Raw genomic sequence first — 24,499 nt, 5'->3', positions numbered from 1 at the left:
CTTTTCTTTTGCTTCAACCGGGAATCAGGCGGCGTTCGATCTCAGGCTCAGGCGGCCACCGCTTCCAGCTCTTCCACTGAAGCCGTGAGCAGCACCGGGATCGATTTCGACGTCGGCGTACCAGCGCCGTCTGCGACCGACGAAAGCGGCACCAGCGGATTCGTCTCCGGATAGTAGGCTCCGAGGCAGCCACGCGGGATGTCGTACTCGACGAGCAAAAAGCTGTCCGCCCGACGCTCGATGCCGTCGTCCCATACGCTCGTAATGTCCACGCGCTGGCCGGCCACGAAGCCGAGCATCGCGAGGTCGTCCTTGTTGGCGAACAGCACGCGCCGCTGGCCGTAAACACCGCGATAGCGGTCGTCCAGACCGTAGATCGTGGTGTTGTACTGGTCGTGGGAACGGGTGGTCATCAGCGTCATCAAGCGCTCGCCGTGGCGGCTGCGGGCGCGGTGAATCGGCGTGTCGAAGGCAATCGCGTGCACGAGGAACTGCGCCTTCTTGCTAGGCGTGTTCCAGATCCGGTCGCGCGAAGCAACCCCGAGGTGGAAGCCACCAGGATGCTTGAGCCGCTCGTTGTAGTTCTCAAAGCCGTCGAACACCTTTTCGATGCCGTCGCGGATCAGCGCGTAGTCGTTCATTTGCGCCAGCCAGTCGACCTTGCTGCTGCCGAGCGTCGCGTCCGCCATGCGCGCCACGATGGCGATTTCCGACAGCAGATTCGGCGAAGCCGGCTTGTTCATGCCGTACGAGATGTGCACCATGCTGAACGAATCTTCGACGCTCACGCCTTGTGCCACGCCGTTCTGCATGTCGATCTCGGTGCGGCCGAGCGTCGGCAGGATCAGCGCTTCGCGGCCGTGCACGAGGTGGCTGCGGTTCAGCTTGGTGGTGATATGCACGGTCAGGTCGCACGAACGCATGGCTTCCCACGTGCGCGGCGTATCCGGCGTCGCAATCGAGAAATTGCCGCCCAAGCCGATAAACACCTTCACCTTGCCGTCGAGCATTGCCTGAATCGAATTCACGACGTCGAGGCCGTGTTCGCGCGGCGGTTCGAAGTCATAGACCTTGCCGAGGCGGTCGAGGAACGCCTGGGTCGGACGCTCTTCAATCCCCACCGTGCGGTCGCCCTGCACGTTCGAGTGACCGCGCACCGGGCACAGACCGGCCCCGCGCTTGCCGATCATGCCGCGCATCATCATCAGGTTCGACAGGAGCTGGATCGTCGGTACCGAATTCTTGTGCTGAGTGAGGCCCATGCCCCAGGTGGAGATGACCGCTTTGCCCTTGACGTAGATATCGGCGAGCTTGAGCACGTCCTCCATCGGCACGCCCGATTCGGCGACGATGGCGCCCCAGTCTTCCGCGCGCAGATCATCGGCGAAGGCGTCGAAACCTACCGTATGTTCGGCGATAAACTCCACGTCCAGCACGCGTTCGCCGCCGCTCGCGAGCGCCGCGTCGTCCAGCTCGATCACGCGTTTGGCGACGCCCTTGATCAGCGCGAAGTCGCCGCCCACCTTCGGGCGAATGAACACCGAACTGATCTTGGTGCTGCCCATGGTCAGCATTTCGACCGGATGCTGCGGGCTGGCGAAGCGCTCGAGGCCGCGTTCCTTGATCGGGTTGATCGACACGATCGTCGCGCCGCGCTTGGCGCACTCGCGCAGTTCGCCGAGCATCCGCGGATGGTTGGTGGCCGGGTTCTGGCCGAAGATCAGCAGCGTGTCGCTGTGCTCCAGGTCGTCCATCGTGACCGTGCCCTTCCCGACGCCTACCGTGCCCGGCAAACCGCGGCTGGTGGCCTCGTGGCACATGTTCGAGCAGTCGGGGAAGTTGTTGGTGCCGTACATGCGCACGAACAACTGGTACAGAAAGGCGGCTTCGTTGCTGGCGCGCCCCGAGGTGTAGAAGGCGGCGCGGTCGGGATCGTCGAGGGCTTTCAGATGACGCGCGATCAGTTCGAACGCCGCATCCCATTCGATCGGCACATAGCGGTCGAGCAAGGCGTCGTAGACCATCGGGTCGGTCAGGCGGCCGTGTTGTTCGAGTTCGTAGTCCGACTGCGCCATCAGTTCTTCGATGGTGTGCTGCTCGAAGAACTCCGGTGTCACGCGCTTGCTGGTGGCCTCGGCGGCTACCGCCTTGACGCCGTTTTCGCAGAATTCGAAGGTGGAGGCATGTTCGCGGTCCGGCCACGCGCAGCCCGGGCAATCGAAGCCGTTTGGCTGGTTCTGCTTGAACAGGGTCTTGTAGTTGACGCCAGCAACCCTTTCCTTGATGAGATTGATGGCGACGTACTTCAGGGCGCCCCAGCCGGCGGCGGGGTGGGTGTACGGTTCGATGCGCGCTTCGGGTTTTTTCATGACCTTGCTGCCGGTAAACAGGCGGATTTGCCGATAAACCGAAGCCTACTGTGTTCCGAAAAGTTGGCGGAACACAGAAAACGGGAAAGGGGAGGGATACAGTTTTCGGCGATTTGGCATAAACTGCGGTCATTTCCTTTGCCACGCGCCGCCCGCCCGGTCGCCTCGTCCCTTGAAGCTCTACGAAAAACTCGCCGATGAAATCGGTGCGGCCGTGCGCCGCGGCGTGTTCGCCGCCGGCGAGCGGATCCCGTCCGTGCGCCAGGCGAGCCAGCAGCACGGCGTCAGCATCAAGACCGTGCTGCACGCCTACGCGTTGCTGGAAGGCCGCGGCCTGATCGAGACGCGCCCGCAGTCGGGCTACTTCGTGCGTGAGCTGGCAGTCCCGCCGCAGACCGTGCGCGATCACACGGCGGCACCGCCCGCGCCCGCCTCGGAGGTCGACGTGAGCCGGCTGGTGCTGTCGACCTTGCGCAGCATCCGTGCTCACGACGCTGTACCGCTCGGCTCGCCGTATCCTGATCCCACGCTGTTCCCCTGGCGGCGCATCAACCAGTACGCCAACGCGATTGCCCGGCGTCACGCGAGCTGGAACCTGATCGACGACCTGCCGCCCGGCAATCCCGAACTGATCCGCCAGATTGCGCGGCGCTACGCGGAAAACGGCGTGCCGGTGGATCCGAACGAGATCATCGTCACGCTCGGCGCGACCGAGGCGATCAATCTGAGTCTGCAGGCGGTGGCGAAGCCGGGCGATACGGTGGTTGTCGAGTCGCCGACTTACTACGCTATGCTGCACGCCATCGAGCGTCTCGGCATGCGCGCCATTGCGGTGACGACGCATCCAACCGACGGGATCGACGTCGAGGTGCTGGCCGGCATTATCGACAAGCAGAAGATCGCGGCGTGCATGGTGATGCCGAATTTCCAGAATCCGCTCGGTTTTCAGATGCCGGATGAACGGAAGAAGCAGCTCCTCGACCTGCTCACGCAACACGATATCCCGGTGATCGAGAACGACGTCTATCAGGAGCTCTACTTCGGCGACGCGCGGCCTTCCACGCTCAAGCAGTACGACACCAAGGGACTGGTGTTGCACTGTGCTTCGTTTTCGAAGAGCCTGACTGCGTCGTACCGGATCGGCTGGGCGATGCCGGGCCGTTACCGCGCGCAAGTGGAAAAGCTCAAATTCCTGAACACGTTGACGACGCCGTCGGTGCCGCAGGTGGCCGTGGCCGACTATTTGCGGCAGGATGGATACGACCGCCATTTGCGCCACGTGCGCAAGTTCTACCATCAGCAGGCTCGCTTGATGAGCGCGATGGTGCTGCGTTTCTTTCCGTCCGGTACGCGCGTTTCCGCGCCGCAGGGCGGCTACGTGCTGTGGGTGGAAATGCCGGAACGCGTCGATTCGATGCGGCTCTACCGGACCGCGCTTGCGCGCGGCATCACGGTCGGGCCAGGCTACATGTTTTCGACCCGCAACGATTTTCGCCACTTTATCCGGCTGAATTACAGCTATCCCTGGACTGCGCAGACGGAAGCGGCGCTCAGGACGCTGGGCGGCCTTGTTACAGAGATGGCCTGAGGGGGCTCCGATGAACGACGAAGTTGATCCGATGCTGGTAGCAATATTGATGCAGCTGTGGCGCGCGGAGCAGGAGACGCCCGGCCGCGACTGGTCGCTGGCGAAGCTCTCGAAGCAGGCAGGTGTGCCGATGAGTACGCTGCGGCGTCACCTGACGGCGCTGGCCGACGGAGGCATCGCCGAGACGACTTTGAACGAGGAAGGCACCGGCACCGCGCGATTGAGCGACGCGGGGCGGAGTTTGTGCGCTGATCTGTTCCGCGATCCGGCAGAGTGAGCGAACTGGCGTGCCGGCAGCGAGCTTTCAGGCAAGCGTGATATTCTGCAACTGGTTGTGTAGCTAATCATATGGGGGTCGTAAGCGCGTTCCCTACGCCCTCATGATTAGACACGGCAGAAACCAGAGCTCCGCCGTTGCGGCTATTTCATCATGAAGCGAATTGCAGCCTTTACTCTTGCCACCTGGTCGGCCGCGGCCATTCTTTACTTTGGCCAGCACTCTGTCGCGCTGATTGCGCTAAGCGGAGTGGTCGTGCTGGGCGGTTTCGACCTGCTGCGTCCTTAGCACGGCGGACACTCCGCACGCGCACGGGCCGTCACTTACCGCTGATTCGCCCTTCACTCGCCGCCACGCAATTTGACGGCGATTTCATGCCACTCGCGCACTCCGTCTTGCAGCTCGCTGCATAGTTGCGCGTCGACTTCGCCCAGTCGCTTCCATAGCTCGTTCAACTGCTTTTCCCGCAACTGGAATACCGCCGCAGCGGCCATTTTCCTGCTACCCCGCAAGCGTTTTTCGGCATCGAGGCATTCCAGGTAGAGTCGAGCCACTTCTGGATCTGCCAGATCGACCGGGCGCAGTTCGACACTGCTCAAGCGTACGTTCATGATTCCCTCTGATATTTTTTATCGCCGCAACTGACCAGCGAGAGGCTGGGTGAGCGGTCAATCGCGCCGTGACGAAGCGGCGTCGTTAGTGGTGCTAGGCAGTATGCAGGGTCCGTGCTTGACGTTGCAAGCGCAAATCCACCGATTCAACCGTCCTTGAAGACGCAAACGTTTTACTTCGTACGGTAGCGCGCATTTCGTCATGCGCGTCGCATCTCGTCGCTTGTGATGTTCTCATTTCATTAAGCCACCCGCAGCTTAAGCCGTGCGAATTGCGTCGATCACGAGTTGCGTCGCGGGACGGATCCGGCGGTTCTTCCTGAGGATCAGCCCATAGGGGGCGAGGCGGCCGCGCAGCGGTGTGGCGAGTGCGGCCATGGTCCCCAGATCGACGTAGTACTGCGCTACGGAAGTGGGCAGCACCGCCAGCATGTCGGAGTCGAGCAGGAGTGACAGCGTGGTCAGGATCGACGAAGTCTCCACCGTGCTGATGGGCGGCGCCACGCGCGCCTCGCGAAAGGTCTGGTCGATGATCTGCCGCATCGGACTGGGATGCGGCTGCACAATCCAAGGGTATTTCGCCAGTTCGTTGAGCTTCGGACGAACCGTTGCGTGCGCAACCGGATGATCAGGCCGCGCGACGATCGACAAGGCCTCTTCGCCCAAGGTTTCGAAACTCAGGTCGAGCGCAGGAAAGCCATCGGGGATGCGTCCAAGCATGATGTCCAGCTGGTCCTGCTGCAGCGCCTGCACGAGTACGTCACTGGTATCGATCTGCACCGAAATCTGCAGGCGCGGATGCGCAGCCTTGAGCGCAACGATGGCGTGTGTCAGTAGTTCGGGGGCTGGCGCCATCACTGCACCGATGCGCACCTTGCCGATATCGCCAGCCTCGATTGCCGCCAGCTCGTCGCGCAATTCATCGAGGTCTTCGAACACGACCCGCGCGTAGCGCATCACTGCTTCGCCGAAGACGGTCGGCTCCATGCCGCGCGCGTGCCGCACGAACAGCGAGACGCCAATGGTGTCTTCGAGCTCTTTGAGCGCCTTGGTGGCGGCGGGCTGCGTCATCGCAAGCTCGTCGGCCGCGCGACGAAGCGACTCCGTTTCCGAGAGCGCCACCATCAGTTGCAGGTGACGCAGGCGCAGCCGTTTGCGAATGGTCGAGGCAGGCGCAATCATGCGAGCGATAACTCCAGGGAATAAGCCGATTCGATTAATTCACTAGTCAGTTATCGCATAGTTTCGCACACTAGCGAAGCTTAAGCGCTACCAGAGGCGTCCGCGCAATGACTGCGTGCGGCGCACAAAACAAGACTCAGGAGACGAATCAATGAACGCGACAAGCGGCGTGACGCTCGAGAGCGCCATCGCGAAGGCACGCACGAGACTGCTGCCTTTCCTCGTGCTGATGTACATATTGGCTTTTATCGATCGCGCCAACGTCGGCTTTGCGAAGAACGTGCTGCAGGCCGACACTGGCCTGAGCGATGCGGCGTTCGCCTTCGGCGCCGGCATCTTCTTCATCGGCTATGCCGTGTTCGAAGTGCCCAGCAACCTGTTGATGTACCGGCTCGGTGCGCGTGTCTGGATGAGCCGCATCATGGTCACCTGGGGGCTTGTCTCGGCGTGTACCGCACTGGTCCACGACGCATCGAGCTTCTACGCATTGCGGGTCCTGCTCGGTATCGCTGAGGCAGGCTTCTTCCCCGGCATCATCCTGTTTCTGTCCAGCTGGTTTCCGGCAAACACGCGCTCGCAAACCATGGGCGTGTTCTATTTCGGCTTCCCGCTTGCCATGCTGTTTGGCAGTCCGGTATCGGGCGTGTTGCTCGATATCTCCAACCCGTTCGGCTTGCATCCTTGGCAGTGGCTGTTCGTGGTGGAGGGTATCGCTGCTTCCGCGGTCGGCGTGATCGCATTCTTCTATCTGACCGACCGTCCCGCGGATGCCCGCTGGCTCGATACCCCGCAACGCGATGCATTGGTTGCCGCCTTGCGTGTGGAGGACGAGCATAAACGCGCACATGGTCCCGCCTCTGTGCTGGCGGCACTGCGAGATCCACGCGTGCTGTTTCTCAGCCTCATTTACTTCGCTGTTCAGATGAGCGTGTACGGCGTGGTCTTCTACCTGCCCACCCGCATCGCCGGCCTGACTGGTGGCCACGTCGGTACGAAGGTCGGCTTGCTGACCGCCATCCCGTGGATCGCGGCGATTGTTGGCACCTTTATCGTTACGCGCACAGCGGACCGCCATGGCCATCATCGTAACTGGGCCGCGGCAATGCTCACGCTCGCGGCGCTCGGCATTGCCGCCTCCGCGGTGACCTCATCGGTCGTACTCGCGATTGCCGCGTTTTGCGTCGCGGCAATCGGTTTCGTCGCCGTGCAGCCGCTTTTCTGGACTTTGCCGACGGGCTACCTCGGTGGCGCGGCTGCCGCGGGCGGAATCGCACTCATCAATTCGATTGGCAATCTGGGCGGTTTCGTCGCGCCGAATCTCAAGGCTTTTGCCGAGCGCCTCGTAGGCTCGCCGCAGGCCGGCATGCTTTCGCTGGCGGTGGTCGGCCTGATTGGCGCCGCGTTGCTGCAGTGGTTCAAGTCGACCTCGCCGGAGACCGTTCGCCTGCCTCAAGAATCCACCGCATCGCTTGGCAAACGGCCGAGCCACTAATCTTTCCAAGGAGTTGACGTTTATGAAGATCAAACACATCCGCACCCGCGTCTTTGAATGGAAAGGCAAGGTCGTGCCGCCGCAAGCGCATTTCTGCACCAACGCGGTCGATATTCTCTTCGAGCGTGGCGATGCGATGGGCTCGTTCCGTTTTCACGGCTGGCTGGTGGTGGAAGTGGAGACCGACGATGGCATCGTCGGTATCGGCAACTGCGCGCTTGCGCCGCGTGTGGCCAAGCAGATTATCGACGAACATCTCGCCCCGATCGCGCTTGGCGAAGACCCGTTCGACAACGAATACATCTGGCAGAAGATGTACCGCCGTACGCTCGCGTGGGGCCGCAAGGGCATCGGCATGGCGGCGATCTCGGCGATCGATATCGCGCTGTGGGACATCATGGGCAAAGCAGTCAACAAGCCGGTGTTCAAGCTGCTCGGTGGGCGCACCAAAGAGAAGATCTGGTGCTACGCCTCCAAGCTCTATAACAACGACGACCGTGATGCTTTCCTCAGCGAAGCAAAGGGCTATCTCGAGCAGGGCTTCTCTGCGATGAAGATGCGTTTCGGCTACGGTCCCAAGGACGGCCCGAAGGGTATGGCGAAAAATATCGAGCAGTTGCGCCTGTTGCGCGAACTCGCGGGCGATGAGATCGACATCATGGTTGAGTGCTACATGGGCTGGACGCTCGAATACGCGCGCCGCATGCTGCCGCGTCTCGCCGAATTCAATCCACGCTGGATCGAGGAACCGGTGATTGGCGACGACGTCGAGGGATATCAGGAACTGAAGAAGATGAACATCATTCCCGTCTCGGGCGGCGAGCATGAGTTCACGATCTACGGCTTCAAGGACCTGCTCGAACGGCGCGCAGTGGATGTGATCCAGTACGACACGAATCGCGTCGGCGGCATTACCGCTGCGCGCAAGATCAACGCGATGGCCGAAGCGTGGTCCGTGCCTGTGATCCCCCACGCGGGGCAGATGCACAACTATCACCTGACGATGTCCACGACGGCGAGCCCGATGTCGGAGTTCTTTCCGGTGTTCGATGTGGAAGTGGGCAATGAACTGTTCTACTACATTTTCGAAGGTGAGCCGCAGCCGGAAAATGGCTTTCTGCAACTATCCGACGAAACGCCTGGGCTTGGCATTACGCTAAGCGACAAGTATCTGAAGGACTTTAATATCATCGGATAAGCGTAGAAATCGGCATCACACCGGTAACCCTTTCGACCTAAGTGGGCTATCGAGCAGAACACTTTTCCGAGACCTGCCTTTCTCCATACGAGTCCACTGTTTTTACTCGATTTTGGCGTGAAAGTACTACCAAAGTGCGAATAGACTCGCCGTAGTCGGCTCGAACCGCGCGCATTCGTCTGAGCGAAACAATGCGTCTCGCGGCTTGGGGGGAAAGGCAAACAGTATCAACGGGGATCGGGCCCGGAACCATGTGAGTTGCCGATGACAACCGTACGAGACTCAGCGGTGCCTCTTGAACGCGTGATACGCAGCACCCCCGTGGTGCCGTCTGTCACCGCGTCGGCGCGCTCAGTCGAAGCATCGGTTGCTCAATCCATTTTCCACGAACCCTGGTGGCTCGATATCGCGACCGGTGGTAACTGGAGCACGGTGAAAGTCGTGCGCCGCAACGAGGTGCTCGGCGAATTGCCTTACTATCCGACCCGCATGGGGGTGTGGCGGATTTCGCATCTTCCGCCGCTCACGCGGACGCTGGGTCCGGTCATCAAACCCATGGGCCTCGACCGCACGCACGAGCAGCATCACCGGCTGAGCGTCACCTCGGAGCTGATCGATCAACTGCCGCATTTCGACAGCTTCTTCCAGTTGTTCGATCCACGCACTGAAGATGCGCTGGCGTTCGCCTTACGCGGATTTACCGTCTCGGCGCGCTACACGTTTCAGATCGCGCCGGATTGCACGGTGCCTGAGACCTGGGCTCGTCTGCATGGCAAAACCCGCAATGTCATCCGGAGTGCAGAGCGAAATCTCACGGTCGCGCCCATCGCGACACCTAGCGAATTCCTGCAGTTCTACGAAGCAAATCTGCTTGAACGTTCGCGCACGAATGCCTACGGATCGACCGTTATGCGGCAACTGGTCAACGCGTTCGTCGCTCGCAAGGCGGGCCATCTGCTGGGGGCTTATGGCCCGGGTGGGCGGCTGGTTGCAGCTATCGGTCTGGTGTGGGACCAGCATTCGATGTATTACCTGCTCTCGTCGCGTGCCCTTGGCGCGCATGGCGGGTCGATCAGCCTGCTGATCTGGATGGCGATCCAGCATGCGCTCGAGCGCAAGCTGACGTTCGATTTCGATGGATTTTCCAGCCCCGCCACCTTCAACTTCCTGGATGGCTTCGGTGGAGAGCTGAAGCAACGGCTTGGGGTGGAACGGCTGAGTACGATGTATTCGGTCGCGCGGATTCTCAAGCGCCGCATTGCGCCGGGTTCGGCGGCCGTGTTCGCGCCTAATCTTTGAGTATCGCGCTGTTCGTCTAGTGGCTTCGTTGCGTGCGTGACAAGCCACGCAACGAACGGCGATCCAGTGCCCCTGTTCGCGTTCCTAGGCCGCTTCCTGCGTGCGGCTCGCCGGGCCGATCATCGCTTCTGCCAGTTCGATGGTATTCGACGCGAACAGCGCCGGCGTCCAGCGCTTCGCTGATGCCAACGCGTTGGCGGAGAAGCGTTCGCGCAACTCGCTGTTCGTGCCCAGTTGCATGATCTTTGCCGCTAGCGCCGATTCGTCATCCGGCTCGACGATAAAGCCGTTGACGCCGTCCTGCACCAGTTCGTTCGCCACACCGCAAGCGTGTGTGACGATGGCCGGGGTGCCCGCTGCAAAGGCCTCGTTGATACACAAGCCCCACTGGTCGAACTTGCTGGCGAGCACGACGAAATCCGCCAGCGCGTAGAGCCCCGGCATATGGGGATTCGGCACGGAACTCAGAATGAGCACATGTTTGGCCAAGCCGAGCCGGTCGATCTGCTCCAGCAGTTGCGCCTTGCATGGACCTTGCCCTACCAGCACGAGAGAGATGCCGCGCAGGTGCAGTCCCGCGTGAAAGAATGCGCCAATCAGCAGATCGATATTCTTGCGCGCCACAAAGCGGCTGACGCACAGCACGTAGCGCGGCGGCAGCGTAAAGCGTGCGCGAATCTCGTCTGCCGCCGAGGCGGCCTCGCGGGCCATTCTGGAAAAGTACTCCACGTCGATCACGTCGAAGCCCACGCGCGAGCGTTCCATTGGGATACCCAACGATTCCGCGTAGACACGGTGTTTTTCACCAGCGACAAGGGCCGCGTCGAACCTCGACACCAGCAGACGTTTCGCACGTTCCTTGATGGTGTAACGTTTGCCGTCGTCGGCTTTCGAGTCCGACATATAGATCAGCGAGAAACGGCGCGTCAGTGCTTTGAGCACGCACAGCACGATCGAATAGTTCGTGTTGTAGCCCAATGTGACGACGACGTCCGGAGCAAACTTGCGGAAGACCGCGAGCAACTCAGCCGCCACTCGGAAGGTGTGACCATCGCCTTCGCCCGCGTCCTTGATCAACGTGACGCAGTTCGCAGGATGGGTATTGAAGAAGGCCGCGCGGCGATCCTGAGGGAAGCCGTACACGCCGGATTTGCCGAAGATCTCGACGAGAAATACTTCGTGGCCGCGGCTGTTGGCAAGACGGACAAGCGCTTGATACCGGGGCACATGGTAGTCACCCAGATTGCCGACGACGAATAGAACTCGCATGGAAGGGCTAACGGATCGGGATAAGGTTGGCAGGATGCTCATGGCGCAAGCATGTCACTTGTCTCCTTGACCGATTGAGGCGATCGGAGTGTTTTGCGACTACGTTGCCGGTTAAGCGTAGTGTCCTTGTGGGCATCCTAACCTGCTGGCGGCCTTGCCCAAAGAGTTGTCCGGGGACGGCGAGGGTTTGGCGGACAAGTCAGAGTGGCGGACCCCATTTCTCGACGGGACGCTTACGGATCGCGCCCATTCGCCGCTATCCCGCCCGCGCACGGGTCGTGCGGGACGAGACAGGTAAGACCTCGCGCCATGGGTGATCGCTAAATGTGATCGCGATAGCCCCGGAGGGCTTCTTTGACACGCCAACGAGGGTTAGCATGACGCCTGCCAGACGCCACGCGGTCCAGCCGCACGCCATCCGCTCCTTTCCGACATGCTCTCCGAACCGGACCGCCTCGCCATGAAGACCCCGTTGATGATCCTGACCGCCGCGCTGACTTTCAGCAGCGGTGCGTTTGCTGCTGATAGCGCCACGTTGCGCCTTGGCATTGACCCGAGCTATCCGCCGATGGACTCCAAGGCGCCAGACGGCAGCGTGAAAGGCTTCGACGTCGACCTCGGCAATGAAATCTGCCGGCGCATCCATGCCAGATGCGAGTGGGTGGAACTGGAGTTCTCCGGGATGATCCCGGCGCTGCAGGCGCGCAAGATCGACGCGATCATGTCGTCGATGGCGATTACCGAAAAGCGCCAGCAGCAGATCCTGTTCTCGTCGAAACTGTTCCAGTTCAAATCGCATCTCATTGCGAAGCAAGGCTCGGGATTGAGCGACGCGCCGGCGTCGCTGGCGGGCAAGCAGATCGGCGTGCAGTCGGGCACGCAGTTCGAAACCTATGCGCAAACCCACTGGGCGCCCCATGGCGTGGGCGTGGTAGCGTATAAGAGTCAGGACGAGGTCTTTGCGGACCTGGTGAATGGCCGCCTCGACGGCGCCCTGCTGGGTACGGTGGAAGCGGATCAAGGCTTTCTGCGTACACCGGCCGGCAAGGGCTTCGCGTTTGTCGGCGCACCGCTGTCGATGGGCGACCATGGCACAGGCATCGGTCTGCGCAAGGACGAAACAGCCCTGCAGGCGTCGATCAATGACGCGATCGCTTCGATGTTGAAGGACGGCACGTATGCGAAGATTGCGCACAAGTACTTCGACTTCGATCCGTACGGCAGCGATTGAGCATCGATCGCTGCGCTCGCGCCGCTGCACAGACATAGAACAGTCATAGATAACGTTGGTCTCTCCGCATTCGCTATACGCTCATGAAGAAACAATCGATCCCTCTGCTGTCCGCCGCCATTGGCACTCATCGTGAACTGGTGAGCTTTCACTTTGGACCCGAGGACAGTGGTCAGAAAATCTACATACAGTCGACCCTGCACGCGGACGAAACACCCGCAATGCTGACGACGGTCCTGTTGAAGCGGCGTCTGCTCGAGCTGGAGGCGCAAGGCGCGCTGGCTGCGGAGATCGTAGTGGTGCCGGTGGCGAATCCCGTCGGGCTCGGCCAATACGTGTTGGGCCAGTTTCTCGGCCGCTTCGATCTGGCCAGCGGCAAGAACTTCAACCGCAATTTCCTGATGTTCCCGCGTCTGCTTGAACGCGCCAAGGAGTCGCTCGGGGCGGACCCGGTGGCGAACATCCAGATCGTTCGGCAACTGATGAACGCGGAGCTGAACGAGCAAAAACCGCTGACCGAGTTCGAATCGCTGCAAGTGGCGCTGCAAAAGCTTTCGTTCGATGCGGATGTCGTGATCGATCTACATTGCTCGCTGGAAGCCGTGATGCATCTGTACACGAGCGAGGTGGGTTGGCCCGATTTCGAGCCGCTCTCGCGCTATCTCGGCGCACGCGCTTCGCTGCTCGCCACGGACTCGGGCGCTGCAGCGTTCGACGAGATGTATAGCCTGTTGTGGTGGCAACTGCAGCAGAAGTTGCCGGCGCATCAACCGGTCGGTACCGGCACGGTTGCGGTGACGGTGGAATGCCGCGGACAACGGGACGTCTCGTACGCAGTGGCGCAGCAGGATGCCGATGCGCTGGTCGATTACCTGATGTGGCGTAAGGCGATTCGCGGCGAGCCGAAGGCGCTGCCCGAACTGCTCGCGCCGGCCACGCCGCTCGCGGGCAGCGAGCAGTTCTATGCACCGGTGAGCGGAATACTCGTGCACCGCGCGAATATCGGCGACAGCATTCGTGCGGGCGATCCGCTATTCGACATCATCGATCCGCTGACCGACGAGACGACCACCATCAGCAGCAAGACGGATGGCATTTTCTATATGCGTCGTGCGATCCGCTTCGTGACAGCGGGCGCGCCGCTGGGCCGCGTGACGGGAACGAAGCCGCTGCGCACCGGCGTGCTGCTGGGTGCGTGATTCGTCCGGGGAGCGGGGGCGTTACCTATGATGCGCTAACGCGTTACTCGATACGCCTTATTTGCGCCCTACCAGATACTGCACGCCAGCCGGCCCATAGCGCTCTGAATGCGCGATGTGCGCCGGCAGATGGAACACGTCGCCCACCTTGTAGAGCCGCTCTTCATCTCCAACGCGCAGGCTGATTTCGCCTTCGAGAATCAGCGCTTTCGCTTCGAACGGATGCTCGTGCACATCGAGCGCGCCGCCGGGCTCGCGCGTCACGGTGACGAACTCCTTGAACCCCTCTTTTTCGAGGGTGCCGACAAAGGCTTCGCGTTCCATAAAACCTCCCTGGTGATATCAGCGGTGCTGCGCGCGGCCACACCGCTGAACGCGCCGGGCAACGACCGGCACACGCCGCCTAACAACAGCGACGCGTGCAAGTTCGTTGCCCGGCGGCACCTCAGCGGTTTCAGACTACCGTCAACGTCGGCGCGATAGCGGCCGGGTCGCTGATACTCGGACGGCCGTTTTCGACGTGGCCGGCGAGGCGGCGGCTGTAGCTGGCGTCGTCATTGCTGCTGACAGTCAGATCGTACCAGTGGTGGCTCGACGCCAGCACCCATGCTTCCTCGATCTCCGCGCCGGCCGGCACGATCACCTGACGCGGACGCGCACCGTACGCATTGTCGATCACCGTCAGGCGCGCGGTGCCTTTGCCCTTGTTGGTGAACTTCAGGTACACGTTGCCGTTTGCCACGTCGTAGTGCGTGTGGACTTCCGGCAGCGACGGCTTGTCGTTCCTGCTCTGCGTCTCGACGGCATTGCCTGCAAACTTGCGGACAAAGCCATTCGGGCCGAACGCTTCGAACGTGTAGACGCCGATCGTCGAGGTCAGATCGAAAGTCTCCGTCAACGACTTGCCTGCTTCGACCGTATAGCGCCACGGGCCGTCGGTGCGGTTGGTGGCATAGACGTAGAAGTGCGCACCGTGCGTGCCGGTGTTGGCGAGATCGATCGTGAAGGTGTTCGCCTTGACGTCCACCTTGCCATTCACGTGCAGCTCATACGGCAGTGCACGGGCAAAACGGATACCCGACTCCTGCGCGTCGAACGGACCCGGCGTGGCCGGCACGACCGGCGCCGGATTCACGGCGCACTGGTTGTTGGCCATGTTGATGTAGTTGCTGGTGTCTGGCAGCGGCGGCATCGTCGCATCCGGCGTGCGGAAGTCGAACGCCGTCGTCAGGTCGCCGCATACGGCGCGGCGCCATTCCGTGATGTTCGGCTCCGTCACGCCGAAACGCTTCTCGATGAAACGGATCACCGACGTGTGATCGAACACCTGCGAGCAGACAAAGCCGCCCTTGGTCCACGGCGAGACGATCGTCATCGGCACGCGCGGTCCGAGGCCGTACGGCAGGCCGTCCGCAGTGTAGCTGCCGCCGCGCAGCGGATTCACCACATTGTGGATTTCGCCGGCCACGCTGACCGTCGATTGACCCTGGGCCGCGGTCGTTGCCGGTTGCGGCGGCACGAGGTGATCGAAGAAGCCGTCGTTCTCGTCGTACATGATGAACAGGACGGTCTTGCTCCAGACTTCCGGATTCGACGTCAGCGCTTCGATGATCTGCGAGGTATATTCCGCGCCATAAGCGGGCGTGTAGCTCGGGTGTTCCGAGTACGCTGCCGGCGGGCACAGCCACGACACCTGCGGCAGGTTGCCTGCGAGCACGTCGTTCTTCAGATCGACAATCGTGCGCACCGTCTGTGCGCGCTCGTAAAGTGCCGAGCCCGGTTGTGCGTTGATGAAGTTGACGAAGTTCTGCAGGATGTTGGTACCGTAGTTGCCGTTCAGCGGATCGGCGCCGGTCAGCCCTTGCTGGTAAACCTGCCACGAAATGCCCGCAGCCTGCAGACGTTCCGGATACGTCGTCCACGAGAGCAGTGCGTACTTCGGCGGGCCATCGCCGTCCACGTAATCGTTGTTGTCGAGCAGCGGTCCGCCCATCGTGCCGCTCGGGTCGACCATGCCGGTCATCAGATACGAGCGGTTCGGGTGTGTCGGGCCGGGCATCGAGCAGAAGTAGGCGTCGCAGATGGTGAACGCGTCGGCCAGTGCGTAGTGAAACGGAATGTCGCTACGCAGGTAGTAGCCCATCGTCATGTCGGTCTTGTACTGCGGCCACTGGTTGTACGCGCCGTTGTTGATGGCAGAGTGCGTCGGGTACCAGTTGTGGTCGAGATCGCCGATACATTGTGCGCTGGTGGTCTGCGTGTTCAGGTGGAACGGAAGAACCGGTTGCGCCGCGTTCTCTTTCGACGGCTGATACCACACCGGCTGTTGGCCGCCCGGCAGCGGAATCGGGAAGCGGTCGTTGTAACCACGTACGCCGCGCATGTGGCCGAAGTAGTGGTCGAACGAACGGTTCTCTTGCATGAATACCACGATGTGCTCGACATCCTCGATCGTTCCGGTGCGCGAATTGGCCGGGATCGCCAATGCATTGCGGATCGATTCAGGGAATGCGGCCAACGCGGCGGCGGCACCGGCGGATGATGCAACGGTCTGCAGGAAACGGCGACGGCTGTTTGAGGTCATTGGTTATCACCTTCTGCGGGGGGAAAGAATAGCGCGTCTCGATGCGCTGGGGGTAATCCGTTGGTTAATTGCTGTGGCCACTCTGGTCGCTGTCGCCGGGCGCATAGCGCAGCACGGGAGTAACCTGCTGGCTGTCTCCTGCGAGGCTTGCTTCCACGCTTTGCACAGCGCTGTCCGATGCGGCGGTGGTACCAGGCGTAGCGGTGCCTACTAGCGCGGCTGACGCGCCCCATGCGGGAGGCGTCGCCGCCAGGTTTGTCTGAGGAGCTGAGGGTGTGGCCGCGGGTGTGACTGAACTGGTTGCGGCATTGCTTTGGCCGACGCTTGCCGAACTGCTTTCGTCCGGACCACAGGCGGTCAACAAAACGGTTGTGAGTGCAACGACTACGGCCGTGGCCGCGACCTGGAAATTTCGCATGTCTGCATCCTCGTTCGGGTAGCGGGATGCAGTCTCCAGTGACTTGAAGAAAATATTATGAAAGACGGTGTAACGTTTGCGACCTGCGAATTTGATGGCTATTTGTTGGAATTCAGAAAGTGATTAGAAATCATGGCGAACGCCTATCTGGCGATTTTTCCTTGCTGTTTCATTAAATCGGTAAGATCGAAGCAGTAAAAATGGCGGGTGTAAAAATGACGCGCATCGAAAAAACTTTCGATTCCTTCCAGCTCGAATACGAGTGGCTCGAGGCGGACGGCTTCGGCGGTTTCGCATCGGGAACAGTCGGCACGGCGCGTACGCGCCGCTATCACGCGCTGCTGCTGACGGCGATGCATCCACCTGGCGGGCGCGTTGCACTCGTCAATGGTGTCGAAGCGTGGCTCGAAGCAGACGGCAAGCGTTATCCACTCACCATGCAGCGCTATGTGCCAGACGTGGTGTATCCCGACGTGTCATCCAGCCTGCTCGGTTTCGATACGCAACCTTGGCCGACGTGGCGTTTCCAGCTGGACGGCGAAGCGGTACTGATCGCCGAGGTCTTCGTTGCGAAGGCGAGCTGCGAGACGGTCCTGCGTTGGCGTCTTGCGCCGGGCAGTGCTAGCGCGGAAGCCGCAAGCCGTTATACGTTGAACGTGCGGCCGCTTTTGTCGGGTCGCGACTATCACGCGCTGCATCACGAGAACGCCGCGTTCAACTTCAATGCGCAGACAGATGATGCCCGCGCCAAGGTGAGCTGGCAGCCATACGGTGACCTGCCGGCGATTCACGCGTCGACCAACGGAACGTACGCTCACGCGCCGGACTGGTATCGAAACTTCTGCTATGTACGCGAGCGCGAACGTGGCCTCGATTTCAGCGAAGATCTTGCGACGCCCGGTGTGTTCACTTTCTCACTCGCCGACGGTGCCGCACTGATGATCCTGCGCGCCGGCCCTCAAGCCGATGACACGCCGGCTGTCGAACGGGCGCAGGCGCTGGCCGATGGCGAATTTGCGCGTCGCAGCGCATTCGTCTCGCAACTGCATCGCTCTGCGGATGCTTACCTCATCGCGCGTGAAAAAGGCAGCACGCTGGTCGCGGGCTTCCCGTGGTTTACCGATTGGGGCCGCGATACGTTCATCGCGATGCGCGGCTTGTTGCTGGCATCGGGCCGTCACGAAGCGGCAAAGTCGATCCTGCTCGAGTGGGCCAGCACGATCTCCGAAGGCATGTTGCCGAATCTCTTTCCCGACTACGGCAGCACGCCGGAATACAACGCCGTCGATGCGTCCCTATGGTTCGTGGTTGCGGTGCACGACTACCTGGCCGCGGAGCACGCTTGCGACGACACACGCAAGCGTCTGCAGCAGGCGGTCGAGGAGATTCTCACGGGGTACAGTGGTGGCACCCGTTTCGGCATCCGTGCCGATGACGACGGTCTGCTCCGCGCCGGCGTGCCAGGTGTGCAACTGACGTGGATGGATGCGAAGGTCGGCGACTGGGTCGTAACGCCGCGTATCGGCAAGCCAGTAGAAGTGCAGGCGCTGTGGATCAACGCGCTGCGCATTGCTGCGAAGTGGAATCCACAGTGGCAGGAGCCAGCGGCGCGTGCCTCGCAGGCATTTGCAGAGCGCTTCACGGATCCGGCGAGCGGTGCTTTGTTCGACAACGTCGACGCGGACCACGTGCGGGGCAAAATCGATCACTCGATCCGGCCGAACCAGATTTTCGCGGTGGGAGGCTTGCCGTTTCCGCTGCTCGAAGGCGCCGCGGCGCGTGCGGTGGTCGAACAGGTTGAGACGCATCTGTTGACGCCGCTTGGCCTGCGCACCCTGGCGCCGTCCGATCCCGCCTATCGGGGACGCTACGCGGGCGGTCAGGTCGAGCGTGACAGTGCTTATCACCAGGGGACAGTGTGGCCCTGGCTGATCGGGCCGTTCGTCGAGGCATGGTTGCGCGTGAATCAACCGGCCGAGGGTGCGCGGGCGCAGGCGCGCACGCGCTTTCTTGCGCCGCTGATCGAGTATCTCGACCGCGGCGGCCTCGATCACCTCTGCGAGGTGGCCGATGGTGATGCACCGCATCATCCGGGCGGCACGCCGTTTCAGGCGTGGTCGCTGGGGGAATTGCTGAGGGTTAAGCGGATGCTGGCGAATGGGTGAACCGCGAGGCGGACTGCGGAGCAGGCACGGGACAAGCTCCGGATAGGCCCCGGATAAAGCCCACGCCGGCGCACCCTTTGAGCAAAACGCGCTAGGATGTGAGTCCCACCGCCAAGCTCGAAAAGCAAGGGACCGCTCCATGCCGCCGCTGCGTGCCGCCAATCTGCTCGCAACTATCGAAGGCACCCGCCTGCACTCCAGGGAATGCGCCCGCTGGCAGCGCTGGGGGCCCTATCTGAGCGAGCGCCAGTGGGGCACCGTGCGCGAGGACTACAGCCCGAACGGCACCGCATGGGACTATTTTCCCCACGACCATGCCCGCAGCCGTGCTTATCGCTGGGGCGAGGACGGCATTGCCGGCTTCGGCGACGACAAGCTGAACTGGTGCGTCTCGCTGGCGCTCTGGAATCGCCAGGATCCGATCATCAAGGAACGCCTGTTCGGCCTCACCAACTCGCAGGGCAATCACGGCGAGGACGTCAAGGAACTGTATTTCTACCTCGACGGCACGCCCACCCATTCTTATATGCGGATGCTGTACAAGTATCCGCACGCTGCGTATCCGTATGACGATCTGGTGCAGGAGAACGCGCGGCGCGGCGCCGATATGCCCGAATACGAGGTGCTCGATACCGGCGCATTCGACGACAACTGCTATTTCGACGTGCAGGTCGAATACGCCAAGCACACGCCCGAAGACATCGTGATGCGGGTCACGGTCGAAAACCGTGCCGACAAGTCTGCCCCGCTCGATGTGCTGCCGCAGATCTGGGCGCGAAATACGTGGTCGTGGAAAGAAACGAAGGACCGCCCATCGCTCTCGAAGCAGACAGCGAACGGCGCAACGTCTCTGCTGGGGCGCCAGCCAGGACATGATCCGTTTGTGGTGACCGCGTGGTCGAAAGACGTGCCCGAACTGACGTGGCTGTTCTGCGAGAACGACACCAATGTCAAACGCCTCTTCAATATGGATGGGGCGGGTCCGTTCAAGGACGGCATCAACGATTACCTCGTGCATGGCGACGCGCAAGCGGTACGGTCTGACACCGGCACCAAGGCAGCGGCCCACGTGCCGCTCGAACTCCCGCCCTACGGCCGCGCGGTGATTTATATGCGCTGGCGTCCCGAGTCCGCACCGGATGACGTGCCGCTCGATGTCGATGCGCTGTTTGCTCGCCGTCTTGCCGAAGCCGACGGGTTTTATGCGGCGTTGCAGCATGAGATCCACGATCCCGACGCGCGGCTCGTGCAGCGGCAGGCGCTCGCCGGCATGCTGTGGTCGAAGCAGTACTACCAGTTCGACGTCCAGCGCTGGCTGGATGGCGATCCGGCGCAGCCCACGCCTGACGCAAATCGCAAGCGCGGCCGCAACGCCGACTGGCGTCATCTGTGCAATGCGGACATCGTCTCGATGCCCGACAAGTGGGAGTACCCGTGGTACGCATCCTGGGATCTCGCCTTCCATGCTGCGGCCTTTGCGCTGATCGATCCTGAGTTCGCCAAGCGGCAGTTGCTGTTGCTGGTCAAGGACCGTTATCAGCATCCCAACGGACAGTTGCCGGCCTACGAGTGGGCCTTGGGCGATGCCAATCCGCCGGTGCACGCATGGGCCGCGTGGCGCGTCTATGAAATCGACCGGGCGCTGATGGGCAAAGGCGATCGCGATTTCCTCGAGTTGGTGTTCCACAAACTGCTGCTGAATTTCTCGTGGTGGGTGAACCGCAAGGACGCCGACGGCCGCAATATTTTCCAGGGTGGCTTTCTTGGGCTGGATAACGTCGGCATCTTCGATCGCTCGTCGCCGCTGCCGACCGGCGGTCACATCGATCAGGCCGACGGTACCGCATGGATGGCGGCGTATGCGCTCGATCTGATGCGCATCGCGCTGGAACTGGCGTTTGCCAATCACGTGTTCGTCGATATCGGCGTGAAGTTCTTCGAACACTTCCTGTATATCGCCGAGGCGGTCAGTTGCGACGACAACTGCGAGACCGGCTTGTGGGACAGCGCCGACGAATTCTTCTACGACAAGCTGAGACTGCCCGACGGCACCAGCGAGCCAATGCGGGTGCGCTCGATCGTCGGTCTGATCCCGCTGTTTGCGGTGCATGTGCTCGAAGAGCGCCTGCACGGCAGCCTGCCTGGGTTGCGGGAGCGACTGTTCTGGTTCCTCGAGCACCGTCCCGATCTGGCCAAACTGGTGTCGCGCTGGGATGAAACCGGTAAAGGCAACACCCTGCTGCTGTCGTTGCTGCGCGGACACCGGATGAAGGCCTTGTTGCGGCGCGCCCTCGACGAATCAGAATTTCTTTCCGATCACGGCGTGCGGGCACTCTCGCGGGTACACGGCGACGAGCCTTTCGTGTTCAGACACAACGGCGACAGCTTTTGCGTCAAGTACTTGCCTGCCGAATCGGACTCGCGTGTGTTTGGCGGCAATTCGAACTGGCGCGGACCGGTCTGGATGCCGGTCAACTACCTGCTGATCGAGTCGCTGTACGAGTTTCACCGCTACTACGGAGACGATTTCCGCGTGGAGTTTCCGACCGGTTCCGGCCAGAAGTTCTCGTTGCGCGAAATCGCCGATCAGCTTGCACGGCGTGCCACTACGCTATTTCTCAAGGACAGCAACGGCGAGCGTCCGGTGATGGGCGCGTATCCGTTGCTGCAGGCCGACCCGCGTTCGAGCGATCTCGTGCTGTTCCACGAATACTTTCACGGCGACAATGGCCGTGGCGTCGGCGCTTCGCACCAGACCGGCTGGAGCGGGCTCGTTGCGTTGCTGCTGCAGCCGCGTATGGCGGGCGAGACGGGCGAGGTGCCGGCCACAGCGGACGCCGAGGCTGCCTTGGTCACCAAGTAGGTTCTGCAGCAAAACGAAGGGGGAGGGCAGGGTTAAGCGTATTACAGTCACCCTGCAGACAGACGATTCGTAACTGATTTTGAACTGTGCAGCGGCGGCCCTGGTCTTTCTTCTATTGCCACGTCTGTTCCACTGGCTTACTTCGATCAAGTGAACCCTATGTCGACTCCTTCGAATGCACCTGATTCAAGTTCCTCCTCTGCGGGCGCGCAGTCTTCCACTCCTACCGTACCGGCAGGCAAACACCCGGCACCGCCGTGCACCCTCGTGATCTTCGGCGCAGGCGGCGATCTCACCAAACGCCTGCTGATGCCCGCGCTGTACAACCTGACTGTAGACGGCCTGCTGGATCCGCAGATGAAGATCATCGGCGTGAATCACGGCCAGGTCGAAACCAGCGCGTGGCGCGACGACCTGTACAAGGCATTGCAGCAGTTTGCTGCCGACAAGGCCAGCACCTTCCACACTTCGAAGCTCGACGACAAGGCGTGGAGTTCGCTGGCGCAGCGCCTCGAATATATGGCGGGCGAATTCGAAAGCGACGACACGTTTTCCGCCCTGAAACAGAAGCTCGAAAACACGCCTGGCGGCAACGTAGTGTTTTACCTCGCCGTCAGTTCGCGCTTCTTCAAGCCGATTGTCGAGCACCTCGGTAAAGCTGGCCTGCTCAAGGAAGGCGACGACGGCAAAGGCTTCCGTCGCATTGTGATCGAGAAGCCGTTCGGTACGGATCTTGCGTCGGCTCGCGATCTGAATGAACATATCCTGAGTAATGCGAAGGAAGAGCAGGTCTATCGTATCGACCACTTTCTCGGCAAGGACACCGTGCAGAGCATCATGGCCGTGCGCTTTGCGAATGCCTTGTTCGAACCGATCTGGCGGCGCGAGTACATCGACTGCGTGCAGATCACGGCGTCCGAGACGATTGGCGTGGAAGGGCGCGGCTCGTTCTACGAACAGACCGGCGCGTTTCGTGACATGTTGCCGAACCATCTGTTCCAGCTGCTCGGCATGGTGGCCATGGAGCCGCCCAATTCCTTCGACGCCGAAGCAGTGCGCGACAAGAAAGCCGATATTTTCGACGCAATTCAGCCTGTAAAACCGGATGACGTGGTCTTCGGACAATACGAGAAGGGACCGGCAGGGCCGGGCTATCGGCAGGAGCCTGATGTGGCGCCCGACAGCCAGACGGAGACGTATGCCGCGGCGCGCGTGCTCATCGAAAACTGGCGCTGGTCCGGCGTGCCGTTCTATCTGCGTACCGGCAAGCGGCTTGCGGCGCGTCGCACGGAGATATCGGTGCAACTGAAAACGGTGCCGTTCCGGCTGTTTCGCGACACTCCGGTGGATGCGCTGACGCCTAACGTGCTGACCTTGCGCATCGATCCGACGCATGGCACGAGTTTCGATTTCAACGTGAAGGCGCCGGGGCCGATCATGCAGATGGGCGCTGTGCAGTCGTCCTTTAACTACGGCGACTTTTTCGATGAACAGCCGAACGTCGGCTACGAAACGCTGTTGTACGACTGCATGCTCGGCGACGAGACGCTGTTTCAGCGTGCCGACAGCATCGAAACGAGCTGGGCCGCGGTGGACGACGTGTTGCATCCGAAGGGCAGTCCGCTGCCGGTGCACGGCTACCCCGCGGGTAGCCAGGGTCCGGCCGAGTCGGATGCGCTGCTGGCGCGCAGCGGCCATGCATGGCGGCCTTTAAGCAGGGACAAGGACGCGGACGCGAAGAAGTAAGGCTCAACATCACACTAACAGGGGACCACTGTGGCGACACGTAAGACCAACGTCAAAGGTAACGTCAAGAGCAGCACAGGCAGCGCCGTTAAGACCACTGCCAAACGTGCGGCGAAGAAGACCGCGGTGAAAGCCGCGGCTAAGCCCGCTGCCAGGACTGCGGCCAAACCCGCGGCTAAAAGTGCCGTCAGGCACGGCGGAGGGTACATCCTCTCCATCGATGTGGGCGGCACCGGTTTGAAGGCCGCGATCATCGACACGCACGGCAAGATGGTTACCGAGCGTCTGCGCGTGGCGACGCCGCATCCTTGCACGCCAGATCAACTCGTCGATACGCTGGTGAAGCTGGTCGAGCCGCTGATTGCAGAGCATGCCCCTTCGCGCATCTCGATTGGCTTTCCGGGTTTCGTGCGTAACAACCGGGTGCTCACGGCACCGCATTTCGGCGACGAAGGCTGGCACGACATTCCGCTTGCGGATTCGCTGGCCAAGCGGCTCGGCGGCTTGCCGGTGCGCATGATCAACGACGCCGAGGTGCAGGGCTTTGCAGCAATCGAAGGTCATGGCATCGAGTTCGTGCTGACGCTTGGCACGGGTGCGGGCACGGCGCTGTTTCGCGACGGTGAACTGATGCCGCACCTTGAGCTTGCGCATCACCCGGTCAGCAAGAACCGCGCATACGACGAATATATCGGCGACGCGGCGCGCATGCAGGCGGGCAACAAGCGCTGGAACCACCGCGTCGAGAAGGTGATCGGGATTCTGGCTTCGCTCGTGAACTACGACAAGCTATGGATAGGCGGCGGCAACGCCGCGCGCCTGAACTTCAAGCTGCCCGCGAATGTGGCGGTTGTGTCCAACGATGCGGGTATCGAAGGCGGGGCCAAGCTCTGGCATCCGCGCTCATTGCGTGATACACGGCAGTTGCCGGAAGCGACGCAGCGTACCGGCATTTTCGAGTAATCGATGTGCGAGATGCGATTGCCGGTTGGCAATCGCATCGCCGGT

Annotated in this window: 19 protein-coding genes; 12 read left to right on the top strand and 7 right to left on the bottom strand. The window is 61.5% G+C overall.

The annotated features are described in order from the left end of the window. Positions 1-47: 47 nt before the first annotated feature. The gene (locus P3T20_RS15740; RefSeq protein ID WP_429287279.1) at positions 48-2,369 is read right to left on the bottom strand and encodes an FdhF/YdeP family oxidoreductase; all 2,322 of its coding nucleotides are present in this window, start codon (positions 2,367-2,369) and stop codon (positions 48-50) included. Between the two features lie 172 nt (positions 2,370-2,541). Here P3T20_RS15740 and P3T20_RS15735 point away from each other — a divergent pair, with 172 nt between their 5' ends. The 3 genes from P3T20_RS15735 to P3T20_RS15725 all read left to right on the top strand — a co-directional run bounded on the left by P3T20_RS15735 (position 2,542) and on the right by P3T20_RS15725 (position 4,522). Continuing rightward, positions 2,542-3,957, top strand: coding sequence for a PLP-dependent aminotransferase family protein (locus P3T20_RS15735; protein ID WP_429287278.1), 1,416 nt, complete (start codon positions 2,542-2,544; stop codon positions 3,955-3,957). Between the two features lie 10 nt (positions 3,958-3,967). Further along, on the top strand, positions 3,968-4,234 hold the full coding sequence (locus P3T20_RS15730; RefSeq protein WP_074267114.1) for a helix-turn-helix domain-containing protein: 267 nt from the start codon (positions 3,968-3,970) through the stop codon (positions 4,232-4,234). Positions 4,235-4,387: 153 nt separating this feature from the next. Next, entirely contained in the window at positions 4,388-4,522 is a 135-nt protein-coding gene (locus tag P3T20_RS15725) for a hypothetical protein (RefSeq protein WP_297351763.1), read from the top strand. Between the two features lie 53 nt (positions 4,523-4,575). Here the strand turns inward: P3T20_RS15725 and P3T20_RS15720 are convergent, their stop codons facing one another. Both P3T20_RS15720 and P3T20_RS15715 read right to left on the bottom strand, forming a co-directional pair. Continuing rightward, positions 4,576-4,845 (bottom strand): hypothetical protein, encoded by a 270-nt coding sequence (locus P3T20_RS15720; protein ID WP_074267115.1) that lies wholly within the window; start codon positions 4,843-4,845, stop codon positions 4,576-4,578. Positions 4,846-5,103: 258 nt separating this feature from the next. Beyond that, positions 5,104-6,027 carry a LysR family transcriptional regulator gene (locus P3T20_RS15715; RefSeq protein ID WP_429287277.1) on the bottom strand — a complete coding sequence of 308 codons (924 nt, stop codon included), beginning with the start codon at positions 6,025-6,027 and terminating at the stop codon, positions 5,104-5,106. A gap of 151 nt (positions 6,028-6,178) precedes the next feature. Between P3T20_RS15715 and P3T20_RS15710 the strand changes: the two genes are divergently transcribed. The 3 genes from P3T20_RS15710 (at position 6,179) to P3T20_RS15700 (ending at position 10,016) form a co-directional block, all read left to right on the top strand. Next, complete coding sequence (locus tag P3T20_RS15710; RefSeq protein WP_429287276.1) at positions 6,179-7,519, top strand: MFS transporter; 1,341 nt, start codon at positions 6,179-6,181, stop codon at positions 7,517-7,519. A gap of 22 nt (positions 7,520-7,541) precedes the next feature. Then, on the top strand, positions 7,542-8,717 hold the full coding sequence (locus tag P3T20_RS15705) for an L-rhamnonate dehydratase (RefSeq protein WP_429287275.1): 1,176 nt from the start codon (positions 7,542-7,544) through the stop codon (positions 8,715-8,717). A 264-nt stretch (positions 8,718-8,981) separates the two neighbouring features. Then, entirely contained in the window at positions 8,982-10,016 is a 1,035-nt protein-coding gene (locus P3T20_RS15700; protein ID WP_429287274.1) for a GNAT family N-acetyltransferase, read from the top strand. Positions 10,017-10,100: 84 nt separating this feature from the next. Here P3T20_RS15700 and P3T20_RS15695 read toward each other — a convergent pair whose 3' ends face one another. Further along, on the bottom strand, positions 10,101-11,285 hold the full coding sequence (locus tag P3T20_RS15695; protein ID WP_429287273.1) for a glycosyltransferase family 4 protein: 1,185 nt from the start codon (positions 11,283-11,285) through the stop codon (positions 10,101-10,103). A 460-nt stretch (positions 11,286-11,745) separates the two neighbouring features. On the opposite strand from P3T20_RS15695, the gene P3T20_RS15690 reads away from it, so the two are divergent. Next, positions 11,746-12,516: a transporter substrate-binding domain-containing protein gene (locus P3T20_RS15690; protein ID WP_429287272.1), complete on the top strand. Its 771-nt coding sequence runs from the start codon at positions 11,746-11,748 to the stop codon at positions 12,514-12,516. A gap of 83 nt (positions 12,517-12,599) precedes the next feature. Continuing rightward, positions 12,600-13,715 (top strand): succinylglutamate desuccinylase/aspartoacylase family protein, encoded by a 1,116-nt coding sequence (locus tag P3T20_RS15685; protein WP_429287271.1) that lies wholly within the window; start codon positions 12,600-12,602, stop codon positions 13,713-13,715. 57 nt (positions 13,716-13,772) lie between these two features. Here P3T20_RS15685 and P3T20_RS15680 read toward each other — a convergent pair whose 3' ends face one another. The 3 genes from P3T20_RS15680 to P3T20_RS15670 all read right to left on the bottom strand — a co-directional run bounded on the left by P3T20_RS15680 (position 13,773) and on the right by P3T20_RS15670 (position 16,717). Then, positions 13,773-14,039 (bottom strand): cupin domain-containing protein, encoded by a 267-nt coding sequence (locus P3T20_RS15680; RefSeq protein WP_074267123.1) that lies wholly within the window; start codon positions 14,037-14,039, stop codon positions 13,773-13,775. A gap of 130 nt (positions 14,040-14,169) precedes the next feature. After that, entirely contained in the window at positions 14,170-16,299 is a 2,130-nt protein-coding gene (locus P3T20_RS15675; protein ID WP_429287270.1) for a phosphocholine-specific phospholipase C, read from the bottom strand. 64 nt (positions 16,300-16,363) lie between these two features. Beyond that, the gene (locus P3T20_RS15670) at positions 16,364-16,717 is read right to left on the bottom strand and encodes a hypothetical protein (protein ID WP_429287269.1); all 354 of its coding nucleotides are present in this window, start codon (positions 16,715-16,717) and stop codon (positions 16,364-16,366) included. 215 nt (positions 16,718-16,932) lie between these two features. On the opposite strand from P3T20_RS15670, the gene P3T20_RS15665 reads away from it, so the two are divergent. The 4 genes from P3T20_RS15665 (at position 16,933) to P3T20_RS15650 (ending at position 24,454) form a co-directional block, all read left to right on the top strand. After that, on the top strand, positions 16,933-18,882 hold the full coding sequence (locus P3T20_RS15665) for an amylo-alpha-1,6-glucosidase (RefSeq protein ID WP_429287268.1): 1,950 nt from the start codon (positions 16,933-16,935) through the stop codon (positions 18,880-18,882). A 139-nt stretch (positions 18,883-19,021) separates the two neighbouring features. Next, positions 19,022-21,745: an MGH1-like glycoside hydrolase domain-containing protein gene (locus tag P3T20_RS15660; protein WP_429287267.1), complete on the top strand. Its 2,724-nt coding sequence runs from the start codon at positions 19,022-19,024 to the stop codon at positions 21,743-21,745. 159 nt (positions 21,746-21,904) lie between these two features. Beyond that, on the top strand, positions 21,905-23,491 hold the full coding sequence (gene zwf / locus P3T20_RS15655) for a glucose-6-phosphate dehydrogenase (RefSeq protein ID WP_429287266.1): 1,587 nt from the start codon (positions 21,905-21,907) through the stop codon (positions 23,489-23,491). Between the two features lie 207 nt (positions 23,492-23,698). After that, the gene (locus P3T20_RS15650; RefSeq protein ID WP_074269280.1) at positions 23,699-24,454 is read left to right on the top strand and encodes an ROK family protein; all 756 of its coding nucleotides are present in this window, start codon (positions 23,699-23,701) and stop codon (positions 24,452-24,454) included. Positions 24,455-24,499: the final 45 nt, after the last annotated feature.

The sequence above is a fragment of the Paraburkholderia sp. GAS206C genome (genome assembly GCF_050435645.1).
Taxonomy (GTDB): Bacteria; Pseudomonadota; Gammaproteobacteria; order Burkholderiales; family Burkholderiaceae; genus Paraburkholderia; species Paraburkholderia phenazinium_B.
Note: the sequence above shows the minus strand (reverse complement) of the source record. Positions and strands in the feature narration are given on the sequence as shown.